Consider the following 16,949-nt stretch of genomic DNA (forward strand, 5'->3'; position numbering starts at 1 on the left):
CCGGCCACGCCCGCAGCGAACACGGGCGCCCGCCGGGCGGTCAGTGCTGATCGATGCCGTGCAGGGGGAAGCCCGCGATGCCCCGCCAGGCCAGCGAGGTGAGCAGCTGGACCGCCGTGTCGCGCGGAATGGCCGACCGGCTGGAGAGCCAGTACCGGGCGACCACCTGGGACACCCCGCCGAGGCCCACCGCGAGCAGCATGGACTCGTCCTTGGACAGGCCCGTGTCGCCCGCGATCACGTCGGAGATCGCCTCGGCGCACTGGAGCGAGACCCGGTCCACGCGCTCGCGCACGGCGGGCTCGTTGGTCAGGTCGGACTCGAAGACCAGCCGGAAGGCGCCGCCCTCGTCCTCGACGTACGCGAAGTACGCGTCCATCGTCGCGGCCACGCGCAGCTTGTTGTCGGTGGTCGACGCCAGGGCCGTACGCACCGCCTGCAGCAGCGACTCGCAGTGCTGGTCGAGAAGGGCCAGGTAGAGCTCCAGCTTGCCCGGGAAGTGCTGGTAGAGCACCGGCTTGCTGACGCCGGCGCGCTCCGCGATGTCGTCCATCGCCGCGGAGTGGTACCCCTGCGCGACGAACACCTCCTGCGCGGCTCCCAGCAGCTGGTTGCGTCGGGCGCGGCGGGGCAGGCGAGTGCCCCGCGGGCGCGCCGCCTCGGTCTGCTCGATGGCTGTCACGCCGCCTCCCAAATTCGTGGTCCGACACAGCCGTTCCGTACGTGCCGCGCCATACCGACATCGTACTTTTGGGTAACCCCGGTATGCGCGGCGCGGACGCAGAATTTCACGGACCGGACGGCTGCGGAAGCCGCAGGTTGTCCGGTCGGAGGCGCAGAGCGGGACGTATCAGCGGTAATCGTCCTCGTCCTGGGGGACGACGCGGGCCTGCTCCGCCGCGTCGGCCTCGCTGGCGTCGCCGCGTTCGAAGTCCGTGAGCGGTTCGTCGCTCTCCGGGCGCAGGTCCGTCCGCTGCTCGGCGGCGTCCGCGTCGGGCGTCTCCTGGTCGGGTTCGTCCGGCTGGACGTCCTCGAAGGTCTCCGGGTCCCTCGGGTCGACCGTCATGGTGACTCCCTTCCTCGGTTCGAGCCTATGAGGTACCCCGTAATGCCGCTATGCGATCGTGTGACGGCGAACACATGAACCCCGGTGTGATCATCTCGTAACATTGCCGCATGTCTTCGACCGAGCTGCCGGGAATCCGCGCCGCCGCCGCAGCGGTGGCACCCACGGTGAGCGCCGTCAGGGTCGCGGCGGGGGAGCGGCTGCGCTCCGTCGAGCTGGCCGGTCTGACGCTCACCCTCCGTTCGCGGCCGTCCCGGGGGCCCGGACTGCCTCCCGCGCTGTTCGTGCACGGCCTCGGCGGCTCCTCGCAGAACTGGACGGCCCTGATGCCGCTCCTGGAGGAGCTGGTCGACTGCGAGGCCGTCGACCTGCCCGGCTTCGGCGACTCGCCGCCCCCGGACGACGGCAACTACTCGGTCACCGGGCACGCCCGCGCGGTCATCCGGCTCCTGGACGCCCAGGAGCGCGGCCCCGTCCACCTGTTCGGCAACTCGCTGGGCGGCGCGGTGGCCACCAGGGTCGCCGCGGTCCGCCCCGACCTGGTGCGCACGCTCACCCTGGTCTCGCCGGCGCTCCCCGAGATCCGGGTGCAGCGCTCGGCCGCCCCGACCGCGCTGCTCGCACTCCCGGGCGTCGCCTCCCTGTTCGCCCGGCTGACCCGCGACTGGACCGCGGAGGAACGCACCCGCGGAGTCATGGCACTCTGTTACGGCGATCCGGCACGGGTCTCCGACACGGGCTTCCGCGACGCGGTGGCCGAAATGGAGCGACGGCTGGAACTGCCGTACTTCTGGGACGCCATGGCGCGTTCCGCCCGTGGCATCGTCGACGCGTACACGCTGGGCGGACAGCACGGGCTGTGGCGCCAGGCCGAGCGGGTGCTCGCGCCGACCCAGCTGGTGTACGGCGGACGGGACCAGCTCGTCTCGTTCCGGATGGCCCGCAGGGCGTCCGCGGCCTTCCGCGACGCGCGCCTGCTGACACTGCCCGACGCCGGGCACGTGGCGATGATGGAGTACCCGGAGGCGGTCGCCCAGGCGTTCCGGGAATTGCTCGACGAATGCGGCGGGAGCTGATCCAGGGCGTGGGACGACACAGCCGGAAGGGCCCTGCGCCCAGCGCGCCCGGGACCGGGCAGACCGAGGCGAACGAGGCGGGGCGCGAGGCCGCCCGGCCCGCCGCCGGCACCGGACGGCGCAGACGGCAGGCGGGGCCCGCGGGCCCCGGTCCGTTCCCGGGGGCGCCCGAGGCGCGCGGCGGCCACCCCGAACAGCGTGAACCCGGCGGCGGCTGGGGCACCGGCCCGATGCGCGCCCCCGGCGGACCCGGTCTCCGGGCGCCCGCTCCCGGCGCCCGCCCCGGCGTCCCGCACCCCGCGCACCAGCAGCAGGCCACCGGCGCACGGCCGTTCATACCGGGCCCCCGGCGCGAGTTCGTCGAGGCGTTCGACAACCCGCAGTCCGCACCGACCGCGCCGCGCCGGCGGAGCGCGGCGCCCTCCGACCCGTACGGCTCGGTCACCGACCGGGAGACGCGCGCGCCGGAGGTCCGGCGCGACGAGGACCCGGTCCCGGCCAAGGAACCCCGGGGCGGCAAGGGGAGGACGTTCACGGGTATCGCCGCCGCCGCGGTGACCACCGTGCTCGCGGTGGTCGTGGCCGGCCAGGTCGCCCACGACCGCACCTCCGGGAGCGGCGCCGCGCAGGCGGCGGGGGTCGACCGGGACGCGGCGGACGACGCCTCGCGTTCGGAGAGCCGGACGACGCCGTCCCCCGAGGCGGCGGCCGTCAAGCCTCTTACGTACGCACAGAAAATGGCCAAGCCCTATCCGCTGTCGCCGGCGCTGACGGGCTCGGGGAAGTTCGAGACCGTGCCCGGTTTCGCGAAGGCGCCCGGCAAGGGGACGAAGCACCGCTACCGGATCGATGTCGAGAAGGGGCTCGGGCTCGACGCGCAGTTGTTCGCGCAGGCCGTCCAGAAGACCCTCAACGACGACCGGAGCTGGGCGCACGACGGTGACATGACCTTCGAACGGATCTCCGAGGGCGAGCCGGACTTCGTCATCACGCTGGCCAGCCCCGGCACCACCGGCAAGTGGTGCGAGAAGTCGGGCCTGGACACCATGGAGGACAACGTCTCCTGCGACTCGGCCGCCACCGAGCGCGTGATGATCAACGCCTACCGCTGGGCCCAGGGCTCGGCCACCTTCGGTCCGGACAAGCTGTACGCGTACCGGCAGATGCTCATCAACCACGAGGTCGGCCACCGGCTCGGCCACAACCATGTGAGCTGCCGGACGAAGGGCGCCCTCGCGCCGGTCATGCAGCAGCAGACCAAGACGCTGGACCTCGACGGCATCAAGTGCCGTCCCAACCCCTGGGTGTATCCCGAGGGCTGAGTGGGTATCAGGCTCCCTTTCCGAGCCCCCGCGCGGTGACCCTCCGCCTCTATAGCGCGACAGAACGCTACAGAGGTGGGAAAGTTACGCCGGTTCACCCCTTTCGGTGGCGCGACGGACAACCGTCCGTCGCGCCACCGGCGTATCCGCTTACGGTCGTCCCGCCGCGAGTCGCCGAATCCAACGGCGGCCGCTCACAAGGGAGATCGGGGGTGCGCTCGTGCGGATCGGACTGCTCACCGACGGTGGCTATCCGTACGCGACCGGTGAGTCCAGACTCTGGTGCGACCGTCTGGTACGCGGGCTCGCGCAGCACGAGTTCGACCTCTTCGCGCTCAGCCGTTCCGCCGAGCAGGAGGCGCAGGGCTGGGTCCGGCTCCCCGACCAGGTCGGCAGCGTACGCACGGCACCCCTGTGGACCACCGACGAGGAGACCCTCGGCCTGCACGCGCCGCGGGGAGCGCTGGCCCGGCTGCTGACCGGAGGGGGCGCGCGGACCTACGCCCGGCGCGAACGACGCCTCTTCGCCACCCACTTCGCCGACCTCGCGGCGGCGGTCTGCGGTGCGGCGGGCCGCGAGCCGGGCGCCCGCGCGCAGGACGGCGCCGACGCCCGGCTCGCGGACGAGCGGTTCACGCGCGGCCTCTACGGCCTCGCCGAACTCGCCGCCGAGCACGGCGGACTGCCCGCCGCCCTGCGCTCCGAGACGGCCGTGCGCATCCTGGAGGCCGCCTGCCGCGCGCCCGGCACCGGACGCACCGTGCAGACGGCCACCGTTGCCGACCTCCTCGCCTTCACCGCCGAGCTGGACCGGGTGCTGCGTCCCCTCTCCGTCGACTGGTACGACGAGGACGGCCTCGGCGCCGTGGACCTCTGCCACGCCACGGCGGGCGGTGTCGCCGCCCTGCCGGGGCTGCTGGCCAAACGCTTCTTCGGGGTGCCACTGCTGGTCACCGAGCACGCCGTACGGGTCCGGGCGCACTACCTCGCGTCGGGCGGTGCGCCGGTCAGCGCGCCGGTGCGCGCGCTCCTCGCGCACTTCCACGGGCTGCTCGCCTCCGAGGTGTACCGGCAGGCCGCGCTCATCACCCCGGGCAACACCCACGCCCGCCGCTGGCAGGAGCGGTGCGGCGCCGACCCCGCGAAGCTGCGGACCGTGTACCCGGGGATGGAGTCGGCCCGGTTCGCCGCGCTCGGCGAGAGCGAGGACGACGGCGGTCCGGACACGCTCGTCTGGGTCGGCCGCATCGAGCCCGCCAAGGACCTGGTCGCCCTCCTGCACGCCTTCGCCGAGGTGCGCCTCGCCGAGCCGGAGGCCCGGCTGCGGATCATCGGCGCCCCGGCCCCGGGCCCGGCGGGCGCCGCCTATCTGGCGCGCTGCCGGACCCTGGCCGCCCAGCTCCTCCCCGACGAGGGCGCCGTCTCCTTCGAAGAGATCGGCGGCCCCGAGGTCCCCGACCTCGCCCAGGCGTACGCGGCCGGCGGTGTCGTGGTGCTCTCCAGCGTGGTCGAGGGCTTCCCGATCAGCCTGGTCGAGGCGATGTTCTGCGGCCGGGCCACCGTGTCGACGGACGTCGGCGCGGTCGTCGAGGTCATCGGCGGTACGGGACTCGTGGTCCCACCGCGCAACCACCGGGCGCTCGCGGACGCCTGCCTTGCGCTCCTGCGCGACCCGGAGCGCCGTGCGCGCCTGGGTGCGGCGGCGCGCGCCCGAGCGCTCGAACTCTTCACCGTCGAACAGAACCTCGCGGCGTTCCACGGGATCTACCTGGAGCTGATCGCGCGGGCGCCGCTGCGCGAGAGGCCGCTGCCGGCCGGCAGCGACGGGCCGCGCCCCTTCGCCACCCCGCCGGAGGCCCATGTCCTGGGCCACTGGCCGGACTCGGTGCCGCCGTCGTCCCCCGCACCGGAGCGCGCCGACCGCACCCCGAGCTGGGTGGGCGCGGGAGGCGGCGATGCGTAACCACGGGACGGCGGGCCCCTTCCCGGCCGAACAGCAGCACGGAGGACCGACGATGAGGCGCGAGGGCCACCAGGGGGACGCCACCGCGGCGGCCGACGCCGGGGTGCGGGGCGCGCCGGGCGAACCCGTGCCCGGGTCCGGAGGGCTCGCGCCCACGGACGCGCCCGTACCCGCCGCGGGCGTACCGGACGCTCCCGCGCACGCCCCGGAGCCGGCACCGGCCGAGGCGCCCGCGCCCGCCCTCGCTCCCGAGGGCCCCGCACGCCCCCCCGAGGTCGCGCACACCGCGCATCCGTACCCGGCCCGCAACGCCGCCGTCCGCAAGGCCGTCGCCGGGCGGCGGGGGACCGCCGACCCGGTGCGCTCGCTCATGCACCGCCACCGCGAGCTGTGCGAACGGGCCGTCGACCCGCTGGAGATCGCCGCAGGTCTGGAGGCCCACGGGGTCACCGACCGCACCGCCGCCCGCTACCGGCACCGCGATGTGTTCTCGCTCGCCGAGGAACTCTTCGCACGGGTACCGGCGGTCGCACGGGAGCCCTTCACGCCGGGGCCCGCTCCGGCGCGCGACAGCGGAACGCGCGCCGCCTGGTCGCTGCGGGCCCTGCTGCCGGGCGCCGCCTGCGTGGCGACCCTGGTCACGCTGCGGCTCACCGACGGGGTGCTCGGCGGCGACACCCGGCTCGCCATCGGCGCCGGCGGCTCGCTGCTCACCCTCGTCGCCCTTCTCCTCGCCCTGCGCACCGGCCCGCTCGCCACCGAGGTCCGCTCCTCCGGCGCCACCGCCCTCTGCGTCTGCTGGCTGCTCGGCTACGTCCTGTACGGCGACGCCCTGCTCCACCAGGTGCTCAGCGGCGGCCCCGAGGGCCCCTGGACGCTGACCCCGGGCCCCCTGTCGGCGCTCGCCCTCGCGGTGCTGCCCGCCGCCTGGTGCGCCCACCTCTTCGCCCGGTACGCGCACCGCAGGCTGCACGGCAGCCACGCGCTGGAGGAGTTCGCCGCCGGTGCGCGCCCCCTGGTGTTCGGCGTCGTCGCCCTCTTCGTCTGCGCCCTCGCCGCGCTGCTGTTCCTGACCCGGCCGCTGTTCGGCACCGGCGGCGCACCGGCCGGGACCGCCGCCCTCGGGGTGCTGCTCCTGCTGGCCCGGCTCCTGACCGTCCACGGCTTCCCCGAACCCGCCGCCACCGGACTCGCCGCCGCCTGCGCCGTCGAGGCCGCAGCCCCCGCCCTGATCCTGGCCGGCCGGCTGCCCGGACTCCATCCGGTGGCCCGCCCCGTCGACGCCCTCGTCGAGGCGGCGGGGGCCGGGGCGGTGCCCGCGCTCGCCTGCGGCGCGGCCGCGCTCGGCCTGCTGATCACCGCCACCCTCGCCCTCTCCCGGGCGTCCGCCCACACCGCCCCCTGAGGCGGCGGCCCCCAGAGCCCGCCCACGGAGCCGACGCCGTGGGCCGTCACCACCCGAACCGTACGAACCTTCCCCAAGGAGACACCGACATGACCCGCCAATCCCCCGCACCGGCAGCCCGCCGTCGGCCCTCAGGCCTGGGCGGTGCGCGATGAGGGTGCTGCTGCTCGGAGCCAACGGATTCATCGGCCGGTTCGTGGCCGACCGGCTGCTCGCCGACCCCGCCGTCCACCTCACGGCACTCGGCCGCGGCGACGACGCCGACGTACGGTTCGACCTCGCGAACGGCAGCCCCGGAGCGCTCACCCGCTTCCTGGACGCCGTCCACCCCGGGGTCGTCGTCAACTGCGCCGGCGCGACCCGGGGCGGCGCCCGCGACCTCACCCGGCACAACACCGTCGCCGTCGCCACCGTGTGCGAGGCGATGCGCCGCAGCCGCTGCACCGCCCGCCTGGTCCAGGTCGGCTGCGCCTCGGAGTACGGGCCCTCACAGCCCGGTTCCTCCACCGCCGAGGACGCCATTCCGCGCCCCGGCGGCCCGTACGGCGTCAGCAAGCTCGCCGCCACCGAGCTCGTCCTCGGCTCCGGCCTCGACGCGGTCGTGCTGCGGGTCTTCTCGCCGGTCGGCCCCGGCACCCCGGCCGGCTCACCGCTCGGCCGGCTCGCCGAGGCCATGCGCCGCACCATGCAGTCCGGCGACGGCGAGCTGAAGCTCAGCGGCCTCGGCGTGCAGCGCGACTTCGTCGACGTACGCGATGTGGCGCGGGCCGTCCACGCCGCCTCGCTCTCCGCCGCGCAGGGCGTCGTCAACATCGGCACCGGCCGGGCCGTCCGGCTGCGCGACGCGGCGGCCGTCCTCGCCAAGGTCGCCGGATACGCCGGCGCGCTCCACGAGCTGGACACGCCTCCCGCACGCCTCCCCATCGGCGCCCCCCGCACCTCCTCCGAGTCGGTCATCGAGCACCTCTCGGCCACTCCGTCCCCGTACCCGGACGGCTGCGGTGCCTGGCAGCAGGCCGACGTCCGCACCGCCCGCGACCGGCTCGGCTGGCGTCCACGGATCAACCTGGAGGAGTCCCTCGCCGACATCTGGATGGAGGCGGCGTGCCGTATCTGACCAGTACCGGCACCGCCCGGCGCACCAGCGGCGCCGACCGGCTCGGCTTCGGCGTCCCCGGCTACGCGCACCCGCTGCTCGCTCCGGCCGAGTGGGCCGAGCTGTCCCGCCCCGGCACCCCGCTGCACTGGGCGGTCCTCAACATCGACAACGGCCCCGGCAGCAGGCCCGACCCGCACTGCCTGGAGGCGGCGGGCCGACTGCGCAACGCCCGCGTCCGCGCGCTGCACGGCGGGGAGCCCATCGACACCGTGCGGGCGGCGGGCGGCCGATTGCTCGGGCAGCTCGACCTCGCCCACGGCGAGCGGCCCTTCGGGGAACTGCTCGCCGACGCCCGGTCCTTCCTGGAGTGGTACCGGGTGGACGGCTTCTACCTCGACCGCTGTCCGGCCGGCCGTGCCGAGCTGCCGGCCGTCCGCCGTCTCACCGGCACCCTGCGGGCCTTCCTGGGCCAGGACGACGGGCACCTCGTCCTGGGGCACGACACCCATCCGTACCCCGGGTACGCGGAGACGGGCGACCAGCTCGTCACGTTCCGCGGCGCGTGGAGCGACTACCGCTGGTCGCAGGTGGCCGAGTGGACCGCGGCCTACCCGCCAGGCCGGTTCGCCCACTTCGTGCACGGCGTCCCGCGCACCCATCTGGAGGAGGCGATGCGCATCGCCCGCTGGCAGGGCGCGGGGACGATCTTCTTCACCGACCGCGGCGGGCGGTCGGGGCCGGGGAACGGTCGCGGACAAAGCGACCCATTCGCGGCACTGCCCAGGTACTGGGACGAAATCGTCTCGCGGATCGGACCTGGTATCTCGGAATGAGAGGGGGCGTGGCAGTGTTACGGCAAGAACAACCGTACGTAGTCGAAGTACGTAGAAACCGACCACCTGCATTGTTGAGGTTCCTGTGTCGCTGCCACCCCTGGTCGAGCCAGCTGCTGAGCTCACCGTCGACGAGGTCCGCAGGTACTCCCGCCACCTGATCATCCCGGATGTCGGGATGGACGGGCAGAAGCGGCTGAAGAACGCGAAGGTGCTCGTCGTGGGCGCCGGCGGCCTCGGTTCGCCGGCCCTGATGTACCTGGCCGCAGCCGGTGTCGGCACGCTCGGCATCGTGGAGTTCGACGAGGTCGACGAGTCGAACCTGCAGCGCCAGATCATCCACAGCCAGTCCGACATCGGCAAGTCCAAGGCCCTGTCGGCCAAGGAGACCGTCGAGGGCATCAACCCCCTGGTCAACGTGGTCCTTCACGAGGAGCGGCTCGAAGCCGAGAACGTGAAGGAGATCTTCGCCGCGTACGACCTGATCGTGGACGGCACGGACAACTTCGCCACCCGCTATCTCGTCAACGACGCCGCGGTCCTGCTGAACAAGCCGTACGTCTGGGGCTCGATCTACCGCTTCGACGGCCAGGCGTCCGTGTTCTGGTCCGAGCACGGCCCCTGCTACCGCTGCCTGTACCCGGAGCCGCCCCCGCCGGGCATGGTTCCGTCCTGCGCCGAGGGCGGCGTCCTCGGCGTGCTCTGCGCCTCCATCGGCTCGATCCAGGTCAACGAGGCCATCAAGCTGCTCGCCGGCATCGGCGACCCGCTGGTCGGCCGGCTGATGATCTACGACGCCCTGGAGATGCAGTACCGCCAGGTCAAGGTCCGCAAGGACCCCGACTGCGCGGTCTGCGGCGAGAACCCCACCGTCACCGAGCTCATCGACTACGAGGCCTTCTGCGGCGTCGTGTCCGAGGAGGCCCAGGAGGCGGCGGCCGGTTCGACGATCACTCCGAAGCAGCTCAAGGAGTGGATCGACGCCGACGAGAAGATCGAGATCATCGACGTCCGCGAGCCGAACGAGTACGAGATCGTGTCGATCCCGGGCTCCCGGCTGGTCCCGAAGAACGAGTTCCTGATGGGCAACGCCCTCCAGGACCTCCCGCAGGACCGTCGCATCGTCCTGAACTGCAAGACGGGTGTCCGCAGTGCGGAAGTCCTCGCGGTCCTCAAGTCGGCGGGCTTCGCCGACGCGGTCCACGTGGGCGGCGGCGTGATCGGCTGGGTCAACCAGATCGAGCCCGAGAAGCCGGTCTACTAGAACCACACGCCGAAGGGGCCGGTCCGCAGCGCGCGGGCCGGCCCCTTCGGCGTGCCGGGCTACGAGCAGGTCTTGCCGTCCGCCGGGACCTCGCCGTCCAGGAAGTACGAGTCCACGGTCGACGTCACACAGGAATTGCCCCCGTACGCGCCGTGCCCCTCGCCCTTGTTGGAGAGCAGCACACCGACGCCGTCGCCCAGCTCGTCCGCCATCCTGCGGGCGCCCTCGTACGGCGTGGCCGGGTCTCCCGTCGTCCCCACGACCAGGATCGGACCGGCGCCCGGGGCGCTCGCCTCCGGATGGTCGTGCTCGCCCTCCACCGGCCAGCCGGAGCACCAGCCCGCCGTGTCCCAGGCCAGGAACGGCCCGAAGACGGGGGACAGCTTCTCGAACTCGGGCAGCAGCGCCCTCGCGTCGGCGGCCGAGGGCCTCGCCCTGCCGTCCGCGCAGGAGATGGCCCGCTGGGAGTGGTTCTGGGTGTCGTAGTGGCCGCTGTCGTCCCGGCCGTTGTACGAGTCGGCGAGCCGGAGCAGCGCGGCGCCGCTGCCCTTCTCGGCCTCGTCCAGGGCCTGGGTGAGGGCGGGCCAGCTGTCCTTGGAGTAGAGGGGGAGCACGATACCGGTGATCGCCAGCGACTCGTTGAGCTGGCGGTCCGTGCCCGTCGGCAGCGGTTCGGCGTCGATCCGCTTCAGCAGGGCGGTGATGCGCCGGGTTCCGGCCTTCGGGTCCTGGCCGCGGTCCTTGAAGTAGTTGTCCAGGGCCCGCTGGAAGCCGGTCGCCTGGTTCCGCGCGTGCCCGATGGAGTCGGCGGTCGGGTCGACGACCGCGTCGAAGACCGTACGCCCCACGTTCTCCGGGAAGAGGTGGGCGTACGTGCCGCCCAGCTCGGTGCCGTACGACATCCCGAAGTACGTCAGCTTCTCGTCCCCGAGCACCTGGCGGATCAGGTCCATGTCGCGGGCGGCGTTCGTCGTACCGACGTACAGGAGGACGTCGCCGGACAGGCGATCGCAGCCGGCCCCGAAGTCGGCGCCGTCCTTCATGAACGCCGCCTCCTCGGCCGGCGTGTCCGGGGTCATGTCGACGTCCTGGTACGCCTCGTCCTGCGTCTCGTCGTCGCGGCACCGCACCCCGGCGCTGCGCGCCACCCCGCGCGGGTCGAAGCCCACCAGGTCGTAACGGGTGTTGAGGGTGGCGTACGAGCTGCCGGCGCGCGGGAGTATCGAGACGCCCGAGCCGCCGGGCCCGCCGAAGTTGAACAGCATCGAGCCCAGGCGCTTGCTCCGGTCCGTCGCCTCCTTGCGGACCAGGGCGATGCCGATCGTGTCGCCCCTCGGCTTCTCGTAGTCCAGCGGCACCTTCACCGTCGCGCAGCGCCACTCGGAGCCCGGCGTCTCACCGCCCTCGGGCGCCTCGCAGCGGGACCAGTCCGGGCGCTGCGAGGTCAGCGACGCGGGCAGCCCGTTCGCTTCGGAGGACGAGGAGGCGGGCGACGAGGCCGCCCCGCCTCCCTTGTCGTCCGTACCGTCCTCGCAGCCCGCGAGTACCCCCGTCAGCAGCAGTGCCGCTGCGGCCAGCGCTCCGGCCCGTGCGTGTGCGACCACGTTGTGCGTACCTCCCCGTCGAGCCCTGCCCGTACGGCAGTTCGCCCATCGTAGGGGGCGCGCCGAGGGGTGCTCAGCCGCAGACCGTGCCGGCCGCCGGGACCTTGCCGTCGAGCAGATAGCCGCCGACCGCCTTCTGCACGCAGGCGTTGCCGCTGTTGTACGCGCCGTGCCCCTGGCCCTTGTACGTCATCTGCACGCCGACGCCCTCGCCCAGTTCCTCGGCCATCGCCTTCGCGCCCTCGTACGGCGTCGCGGGGTCGCCGGTGTTGCCGATCACGAGGATGGGGGCGGAGCCGGGGGCGCTGACGTCGGGGGTCTTCCAGGTGCCCTTCACCGGCCAGTCCGTGCAGCCCATCAGGCCCCAGCCCAGGTAGTTGCCGAAGACGGCCGAGGCGTCACGGAATTCGGGGAGCTTCGCCTTCGTCTGCTCCAGGGTGAACCGCTCGCGCGAGTCGGCGCAGCTGATCGCGGTGTAGGCGGCGGCCGAGTTGTCGTAGCGGCCGTCCTCGGAGCGGCCGTTGAGGGAGTCGGCGAGCGCGAGGAGCAGAGCGCCGTTCCCGCCGTCGGCCTCGTCCACACCCTGTTCCAGCAGGGGCCAGGTCTCCTTGGAGTAGAGGGCCGCCGCGATGCCGGTGGTGGCCTGGGTCTCCGTCAGCTTGCGGGTTCCCATGCCCTGGATGGGCTTCTTCTCCAGCCGGTCGAGGAGGCCGGAGATGCCCTGTTCGATCTCCTCGGCGTCGGACCCGGGCAGCTTGCAGGCGTCGCCCCGGTCCGCGCAGTCCTTCGCGAAGTTGTCCAGGGCGAGCTGGAAGCCCTTGGCCTGGCCGAGCGAGGACTCCTCGGCGTTCTGGTTCGGGTCGACGACCGCGTCCAGCACCGACCGGCCGACGTTCTTGGGGAACAGGTGCGCGTAGACGCCGCCCAGCTCGGTGCCGTACGAGATGCCGAAGTAGTACAGCTTCTCGTCGCCGAGCACCTGGCGCATCAGGTCCATGTCGCGGGCGGCGTTGGTGGTGCCGACGTAGGGCAGCTGCTCGCCGGAGCGCTTCTCGCAGGCGGCGGCGAACGCCTTGGTGTCCTGGACGAACGCCTTCTCCTCCGCCGCGTCGTCGGGGGTGCCGTCCTCCTGGTAGCGCGCGTCCAGCTGCTTGTCGGTCTCACACTCGACCCCGTCGCTGTTCCCCACGCCGCGCGGGTCGAAGCTCACCAGGTCGTAGCGGGCGCGCAGTTTGTCGTAGTCGCTGCCGAACGCGGGCAGGGTGGCGACGCCCGAGCCGCCGGGACCGCCGAAGTTGAAGATGAGCGAGCCGATCCGCTTCTTCGCACTGACAGCCTTGGCGCGGATCAGCGCCAGCTCGATGGTGTCGCCGTCGGGCTTCGCGTAGTCCAGGGGGGCCTTCATGGAGGCGCACTCCCAGCTCGCCCCGCCGGGCAGCGGCGACGGCGGTTTGCCGCCCCCCTGCGCCTGGGAAGGGGCCGGGCACTTCTTCCACGTCAGCTTCTGGGCGGCGAGGCCGGACGGGGTGCCGGTGGCGGCGTTCGCCGCGCGGGGCGGGCTCGTCGTCGAGCGGTCGGCCGCTTCCTTGTCACCGCCGTCCGCACAGCCGGCGAGGGGGAACAGCACGGTCACGGTGGCGGCGAGGGCCGCGGCGCGCAGGGCAGGGGAGGTCCTCATCGCTCCATGCTGCGGTGGCGCGCGAGCGGGTGCACGGGGTACCGGTCCAAGTGGGTGGCCGGTGCAGCCAGTGCCTCCGTCAGCAACCGGCGGGGGTCACAGCTCGCCCTTGCGCGTGAGGTGGTTGAAGCACAGCCAGCCGGGAAGGACCGGCAGCCACAGGGTCATCAGCCGGAACAGCAGCACCGCCGGAGCCGCGACCTCCTTCGGCAGCCCGACCGCGATCAGACCCAGCGTCAGCGCACCCTCGACGGCGCCCATGCCGCCCGGGGTCGGCGCGGCCGAACCGAGCGCGTTGCCGGCGAGGAAGACGACCGCGATGCTCGCGTAGCTGAGGTGCGGGGTGTCCGGCCCGCTGAACGCCCGGATCGAGGCGTCCAGGCACATCACGAACACACCGGTCAGCAGCAGCATCCCGCCGATGCCGGTGAGCAGCTTCTGCGGCCGCTGCACCACGTCGAGCATGCGGGGGATCACTCCGGCGAACAGCGACCGCACCCGGGTCACCACGAACTTCCGCAGGAACGGGATCGCGGTGACCACCAGCACCAGCACGGCGACCGTCAGCAGCCCGGCGATCACGGTCCTGGACGGGGTGAGCGAGGACGGGGTCTTCTCGGTGCCGGTCAGATAGCCGAAGGCGCCCAGCAGCAGGATGTGGCAGCCCAGGCCGAACAGCTGCGAGGCGCCCACACTGGCCACCGCGAGACCGGGCCGGACCCCGGAGCGCTGGAGGAACCGGGTGTTCAGCGCGACCCCGCCGACCGCCGCCGGCGCCACGATCTTCACGAACGACCCGGCGACCTGCGCGAGGACCGTCCGGCCGAACGAAACCCGCTCGGGCACGAAGCCCAGCAGGCTCATCGCGGCGGCCACGTAACTGAGCGCCGAGAAGCCGAGCGCGGCGGCGACCCAGCCCCACTCCGCCTGCTCGACCACCGCGCCGAAGTCGGCCTGGGTGACCTGCGAGATCAGGAAGTACGCGGCGATGGCACCGGCAATGAAGCTGAACAGGGTGCGCGGCTTGATGCGTTCCAGGCGGACCGGCTCGACCGGGGCCTGCGGGCGGATCAGCAGGACCTCCCGGCGGATCTGGGAGAGCAGGTCCTCCTCGCGCGCCTCGTCGAGGGCGTCGTCCATGGCCCGCTTCTCGGCCTGCTTCTCGTTGCGCAGCGACTTGCGGGCGGCCTTGCGGTCACCACTGCGGGACAACAGCTCGGCGTCCTCGGCCCTGGCCCGCTTGGCCTCGTCCGACGCTTCGAGCACGGCCTCGCGCTCGCGCTGCGACCGCTCCCGGGCGAGCCGGCGCAGGTGCGCCCGGGTGGAGCGGCTGAGCGCGATCGGCTGGAGCAGCGGCAGACAGTCGGCGACCGCGTCGGGGCCGAGCACGGCGAGTGCGGCGGCCACGGCCCGCTCGGGGCCCACCCGCAGACCGGTCGTGGTGAGGAGCTGCGCGACGTCCATCCGCAGCACCAGATCACCGGCCGCGATCTCGCCGCCGCGCAGGTCCGTGACGAACACCTTGCCGAAACGATCCACCAGGATGGCGTCGCCCGTGAGCCTGCGGTGCGCGATCCGGCGCGACTGGAGGGCCTTGACCTGCTGCCAGGCGCCGCGCACCACGTCGTCGGTGATCTCGGCGTCCTCCAGGGCGTCCAGGGACCGGCCGCCGATGTGCTCGTAGACCAGCATCACGGCGTCCGGGCCCAGCTCGGAGGTGGCGATGAGCTTGGGGGCGTTGGCACCGGCGGCGATCGCCGCGTACGCGAGCAGCGCCTCCTGCTCCAGTGCCTGGCGCAGCGACTGGATGGACCGCCGCTGGGTGATGCCGCGCAGGGTGAGCCGGCGCCACACCCGGTAGAAGAAGCCCTGGGCCTGCTGCTCGCGGTCGACGACGGTCACATCGAGCGGTGGCCCGTCCTCCAGGGAGACCAGATAGCGGCGCCCCCGGTCGCTCTGGTCGCCGGCGTCGGGCGCCTCGTCGGCCCGCATCGCGGTGACCGGCCGGAAGCCGACGTGCCGCAGCCCGGCCATCAGGTGCTGGCCGGTCGGACGGACGTTCGGCGAGCCGACCGCGTACAGCGTGCCGTACGCCACCGTCCAGCCGATCAGCACCGTCAGCACGATGGAGAACGGGGTCGTGTAGCCGCCGACCAGCATGGCGAAGGCGTCCAGCAGCAGCACCACCCACAGCACGACCCGCCAGCGCGGCCGTCTCGCCATGCCGACCGCCGTCATGTACGCGATCACGGGGGCGAGGTAACCGTGCACGGGATCGGTGACCGCGTCACCGGGCTGCGGCTGGGTCAGCGCGTCCTGCAGGGTGCCGGACGCGTACTTGGCGACCCACAGATCCGTGGCGAGCGTCACGCCGTGGGCCAGCACCGCGGCCAGCACCCCGTCCGCGATCCGCAGCCCGTCGCGTTTGATCAGCCGCTCGATGGCGAAGGCGACCGGAACGAGCAGCACCGCGATGCTGGACACCAGCCCGGCGAGCTTGATGAGCAGATCGGGGGCTTGCCCGGTGCCCTTGGTGATGTCCTGTTCGAGGCCGGTGGTCGTGCCGTGGGCGAAGGCGGCGACGGAGAACAGCACGACGACCGCCAGCACCCCGATGAGCAGGCGCATCAGGTCGGAGGGGCGGTGCACCCGGGCGGGCAGCAGGGGCTCGTCCCCCGAGACGCGCTCGGTCAGCGCCTCCTCGGATGAGGCGAGCGTCGAGCCGGCCGGGCGCGCGGAGGGCTGCTCCGTGTCCGGCTCCTGCCGGTCCCCGTCCGAGCGTGGCTCGGCATCGGAGGCGTCGGCCGCCTTCGGTGGCTGCACGCCCTGCTCCTTCGTCGCCTCTGAGTGGTCTTCGTGTTCTCGTATCACCGGTCACCGCCCGCATGATGGTGGCACGGCCGACGGACGCAAGGGGGCATCAGGGTGCGATGAGGGGGCGTGCGAAGCGCAACATACGCAACTTTCCCGCCGTGCGCACGCTGCGTGTGCGGGCGGACACGGACCCCGCCGCCCTGTCGGTGGCGTACGGCAGGATGGGGCGGATGAGCGAACACCCGACGGGCGACGCGCTGCCGGAGTACGCGGAACGCGTGCTCGACGTCGCCGACATGGTCCCGCCCGGCCGCGTCATGACCTACGGCGATGTCGCGGAGTGGCTGGGCGAGGGCGGCCCGCGCCAGGTCGGCCGGGTCATGGCGCTGTACGGGAGCGCGGTGCCGTGGTGGCGCGTGGTGCGCGCCGACGGCAGGCTGCTGCCCGGCCACGAGCTGCGCGCCCTCGACCACTACCGCGAGGAGAACACCCCGCTGCGGGAGGCCCCCGCGAGCGCGGAGGGCCACCTCCCGCGCCTGGACATGCGGCGCGCGCGGTGGGACGGCGTGACGGGCGGCCCGGCGGAGGCGCCCGGCGGCGGTGGGGGAGCTCACACCTGACAGCTTCGGCCATCGGACGGCGGATCGGGCGTAGCCGGGGCGGCGCGGGCGCCGACGCGCTGCGGGGGCCGGCCGGTCCGGCGGCGGCGCCGGGGCGCCCGGAGCCCGGTCGTCCGGATCTCGGTGCTGCGGAGCCCGGTCGTCCGGAGTCCGGCCGTCCGGAGCCCCGTGCCGAGGAGAACGTGACGCGCTCCGCAGTCGTCCC

General features: G+C 73.4%; 13 protein-coding genes. 8 read left to right on the forward strand and 5 right to left on the reverse strand.

Going from position 1 to position 16,949, the window contains the following annotated elements; genetic code table 11:
- Positions 1-40 precede the first annotated feature (40 nt).
- Together EAO73_RS08345 and EAO73_RS08355 are read right to left on the reverse strand one after the other, a co-directional pair.
- A complete protein-coding gene (locus EAO73_RS08345; protein ID WP_018105511.1) occupies positions 41-682 on the reverse strand; it encodes a TetR/AcrR family transcriptional regulator in 642 nt (213 codons plus the stop codon).
- Positions 683-850: 168 nt separating this feature from the next.
- Positions 851-1,066, reverse strand: coding sequence for a hypothetical protein (locus EAO73_RS08355; RefSeq protein WP_147970764.1), 216 nt, complete (start codon positions 1,064-1,066; stop codon positions 851-853).
- 110 nt (positions 1,067-1,176) lie between these two features.
- On the opposite strand from EAO73_RS08355, the gene EAO73_RS08360 reads away from it, so the two are divergent.
- The 7 genes from EAO73_RS08360 (at position 1,177) to moeZ (ending at position 10,028) form a co-directional block, all read left to right on the forward strand.
- Entirely contained in the window at positions 1,177-2,142 is a 966-nt protein-coding gene (locus tag EAO73_RS08360) for an alpha/beta fold hydrolase (protein ID WP_147970765.1), read from the forward strand.
- Complete coding sequence (locus EAO73_RS08365; protein ID WP_147970766.1) at positions 2,127-3,464, forward strand: DUF3152 domain-containing protein; 1,338 nt, start codon at positions 2,127-2,129, stop codon at positions 3,462-3,464. The genes EAO73_RS08360 and EAO73_RS08365 overlap by 16 nt, the downstream gene beginning before the upstream one ends.
- Before the next feature lie 220 nt (positions 3,465-3,684).
- Positions 3,685-5,427: a glycosyltransferase gene (locus tag EAO73_RS08370; protein ID WP_147970767.1), complete on the forward strand. Its 1,743-nt coding sequence runs from the start codon at positions 3,685-3,687 to the stop codon at positions 5,425-5,427.
- A 52-nt stretch (positions 5,428-5,479) separates the two neighbouring features.
- Complete coding sequence (locus tag EAO73_RS08375; protein ID WP_412074583.1) at positions 5,480-6,832, forward strand: hypothetical protein; 1,353 nt, start codon at positions 5,480-5,482, stop codon at positions 6,830-6,832.
- Between the two features lie 151 nt (positions 6,833-6,983).
- Positions 6,984-7,949: an NAD-dependent epimerase/dehydratase family protein gene (locus EAO73_RS08380; RefSeq protein ID WP_147970768.1), complete on the forward strand. Its 966-nt coding sequence runs from the start codon at positions 6,984-6,986 to the stop codon at positions 7,947-7,949.
- A complete protein-coding gene (locus tag EAO73_RS08385; protein WP_147970769.1) occupies positions 7,937-8,764 on the forward strand; it encodes a spherulation-specific family 4 protein in 828 nt (275 codons plus the stop codon). The genes EAO73_RS08380 and EAO73_RS08385 overlap by 13 nt, the downstream gene beginning before the upstream one ends.
- 85 nt (positions 8,765-8,849) lie before the next feature.
- The gene (moeZ, locus tag EAO73_RS08390; RefSeq protein ID WP_147970770.1) at positions 8,850-10,028 is read left to right on the forward strand and encodes an adenylyltransferase/sulfurtransferase MoeZ; all 1,179 of its coding nucleotides are present in this window, start codon (positions 8,850-8,852) and stop codon (positions 10,026-10,028) included.
- A gap of 59 nt (positions 10,029-10,087) precedes the next feature.
- Here moeZ and EAO73_RS08395 read toward each other — a convergent pair whose 3' ends face one another.
- The 3 genes from EAO73_RS08395 to EAO73_RS08405 form a co-directional block, all read right to left on the reverse strand.
- Positions 10,088-11,632, reverse strand: coding sequence for an alpha/beta hydrolase (locus EAO73_RS08395; protein WP_147970771.1), 1,545 nt, complete (start codon positions 11,630-11,632; stop codon positions 10,088-10,090).
- Between the two features lie 73 nt (positions 11,633-11,705).
- Positions 11,706-13,310, reverse strand: a complete 1,605-nt coding sequence (locus EAO73_RS08400) for an alpha/beta hydrolase (protein ID WP_147970772.1) — start codon at positions 13,308-13,310, stop codon at positions 11,706-11,708.
- A gap of 96 nt (positions 13,311-13,406) precedes the next feature.
- A complete protein-coding gene (locus EAO73_RS08405) occupies positions 13,407-16,133 on the reverse strand; it encodes a lysylphosphatidylglycerol synthase domain-containing protein (protein ID WP_147970773.1) in 2,727 nt (908 codons plus the stop codon).
- A gap of 221 nt (positions 16,134-16,354) precedes the next feature.
- On the opposite strand from EAO73_RS08405, the gene EAO73_RS08410 reads away from it, so the two are divergent.
- Positions 16,355-16,744, forward strand: coding sequence for an MGMT family protein (locus tag EAO73_RS08410; RefSeq protein ID WP_147971463.1), 390 nt, complete (start codon positions 16,355-16,357; stop codon positions 16,742-16,744).
- Positions 16,745-16,949: the final 205 nt, after the last annotated feature.

Origin of the sequence: Streptomyces sp. col6 (genome assembly GCF_008042035.1) — a bacterium.
In the GTDB taxonomy this organism is placed as follows: Bacteria; Actinomycetota; Actinomycetes; order Streptomycetales; family Streptomycetaceae; genus Streptomyces.

Excerpts from the sequence above, each read along its gene's own strand:
- EAO73_RS08365 (WP_147970766.1), top strand. The coding sequence starts at position 2,127 with ATGCGGCGGGAGCTGATCCAGGGCGTGGGACGACACAGCCGGAAGGGC.
- EAO73_RS08360 (WP_147970765.1), top strand. The coding sequence starts at position 1,177 with ATGTCTTCGACCGAGCTGCCGGGAATCCGCGCCGCCGCCGCAGCGGTG.
- EAO73_RS08410 (WP_147971463.1), top strand. The coding sequence starts at position 16,355 with ATGAGCGAACACCCGACGGGCGACGCGCTGCCGGAGTACGCGGAACGC.
- EAO73_RS08400 (WP_147970772.1), bottom strand. The coding sequence starts at position 13,310 with ATGAGGACCTCCCCTGCCCTGCGCGCCGCGGCCCTCGCCGCCACCGTG.
- EAO73_RS08375 (WP_412074583.1), top strand. The coding sequence starts at position 5,480 with ATGAGGCGCGAGGGCCACCAGGGGGACGCCACCGCGGCGGCCGACGCC.
- EAO73_RS08355 (WP_147970764.1), bottom strand. The coding sequence starts at position 1,066 with ATGACGGTCGACCCGAGGGACCCGGAGACCTTCGAGGACGTCCAGCCG.
- EAO73_RS08380 (WP_147970768.1), top strand. The coding sequence starts at position 6,984 with ATGAGGGTGCTGCTGCTCGGAGCCAACGGATTCATCGGCCGGTTCGTG.